This window comes from Neisseria sp. P0021.S005 (assembly GCF_051956955.1).
In genome coordinates this window covers 1-1,823 of record NZ_JBQCWY010000619.1, presented here as the reverse complement: position 1 = coordinate 1,823, position 1,823 = coordinate 1, and the positions used below count along the sequence as shown (strand labels likewise).

2 protein-coding genes and 3 tRNA genes are annotated in these 1,823 nt (G+C 45.4%); all 5 read left to right on the top strand.

Annotation, left to right across the window (positions count from 1 at the left end):
• Nucleotides 1-38 precede the first annotated feature (38 nt).
• Nucleotides 39-114 (top strand) — tRNA-Gln (locus tag ACTHUE_RS17565).
• A 10-nt stretch (nucleotides 115-124) separates the two neighbouring features.
• Nucleotides 125-200, top strand: a tRNA-Gln gene (locus tag ACTHUE_RS17560).
• Between the two features lie 11 nt (nucleotides 201-211).
• A tRNA-Gln gene (locus tag ACTHUE_RS17555) sits at nucleotides 212-287 on the top strand.
• 176 nt (nucleotides 288-463) lie between these two features.
• Nucleotides 464-1,447: a ribose-phosphate pyrophosphokinase gene (locus ACTHUE_RS17550; protein ID WP_100066646.1), complete on the top strand. Its 984-nt coding sequence runs from the start codon at nucleotides 464-466 to the stop codon at nucleotides 1,445-1,447.
• A 65-nt stretch (nucleotides 1,448-1,512) separates the two neighbouring features.
• On the top strand, nucleotides 1,513-1,823 hold a 311-nt coding region (rplY, locus tag ACTHUE_RS17545), incomplete at its 3' end, for a 50S ribosomal protein L25 (RefSeq protein WP_440347064.1).

Here is a 1,823-nt window from a genome sequence, read left to right as displayed (position 1 = left end):
TTAGATATTCATCCGCTGTTTCATATGATTTAGTAAGTTGGGGAGTCGTCAAGCGGTTAAGACACTGGATTTTGATTCCAGCATGCGAAGGTTCGAATCCTTCCTCCCCAGCCAAACCCTTTGTTGGGGAGTCGTCAAGCGGTTAAGACACTGGATTTTGATTCCAGCATGCGAAGGTTCGAATCCTTCCTCCCCAGCCAACACCCTTTATTGGGGAGTCGTCAAGCGGTTAAGACACTGGATTTTGATTCCAGCATGCGAAGGTTCGAATCCTTCCTCCCCAGCCAAATAAAAGCGTGTAAGTTTTCTTACACGCTTTTTTATGCTCAGAGCGCAATAACGCTGAAAAACTTTTTTTTACCCGTCTTTACGCGTATAATCGCATAATTAGTGTCTTAGACATAGGGCAAAGGGAAGCGTAATGTTTTCTGAGCGTAAATCAAATCTAGAATCAGGTGAAGATATGGCTGCTTATGACAGTTTAATGGTGTTTACCGGTAATGCAAATCCGGAATTGGCACAACGTGTTGTCAAACATTTGGATATTTCACTCGGTGAAGCCACCGTTTCCAAATTCTCTGATGGCGAAGTAGCCATTGAATTGTTGGAAAATGTGCGTGGTCGCGATGTGTTTATTTTGCAACCTACCTGCGCGCCAACCAATGATAACCTGATGGAAATTTTGACTATGGCCGATGCACTCAAACGTGCTTCTGCCGGTCGTATTACTGCCGCGATTCCTTACTTTGGCTATGCGCGTCAAGATCGTCGTCCTCGCTCTGTTCGTGTACCGATTTCTGCTAAATTGGTAGCGAATATGTTGTACTCCGCAGGTATCGACCGCGTATTGACTGTTGACTTGCATGCCGACCAAATTCAAGGTTTCTTTGATATTCCGGTAGATAATATTTACGCTACCCCGATTTTGTTGAACGACATTAAACAACAACGTATCGACAATCTGACTGTTGTCAGTCCTGATATCGGTGGTGTTGTACGTGCACGTGCTGTTGCTAAATCTTTAAATGCTGATTTGGCCATTATCGATAAACGCCGTCCTAAAGCCAACGTGGCTGAAGTGATGAATATCATTGGCGATATTCAAGGCCGTACTTGCTTGATCGTAGATGATATGATCGATACGGCAAACACCTTGTGTAAAGCGGCTGTAGCCCTGAAAGAGCGCGGTGCAGAACGTGTACTGGCATACGCTAGCCATGCAGTATTCTCCGGTGAAGCAGTGAATCGAATTGCTTCTTCCGAAATTGACCAAGTAGTTGTGACAGATACGATTCCGTTGTCTGAAGCAGCTAAAAAATGTGAACGCATCCGTCAAGTTACCATTGCCGGTTTGCTGGCTGAAACGGTACGCCGTATTAGCAATGAAGAATCCGTCTCATATCTTTTCAATGAAGATGTGATGATTGGCGGCATGTTGCTGCCATAACCCGATGTCGTCTTAAGCTGGTCGCGGCCGATGACGACGATTTTATCTAAATTGGAGTATTAAACATGACTTACGAAATTCAAGCCTCTGTTCGCGAAGCCCAAGGCACTGGTGCGAGCCGCCGCCTGCGTCGCGAAGGCCAAATCCCTGGCATTCTGTATGGTGAAGGTCAAGAGCCTGTTGCTATCGCTGTAGACCACAAAACTGTATTCTACGCATTGGAAAAAGAATCTTTCCATACTGCTTTGATTAAACTGTCTTTGAACGGTGAAACTAAAGACGTTATCGTGCGTGACTTCCAAATGCACCCATTCCGTCGCGAAGTTCAACACATCGACTTCCAAGCTGTAAAAGCTGATCAACCTGTACGCATCCG

Coding starts and splice junctions, on each gene's coding strand:
- ACTHUE_RS17550 (WP_100066646.1), top strand. CDS start 464: ATGGCTGCTTATGACAGTTTAATGGTGTTTACCGGTAATGCAAATCCG.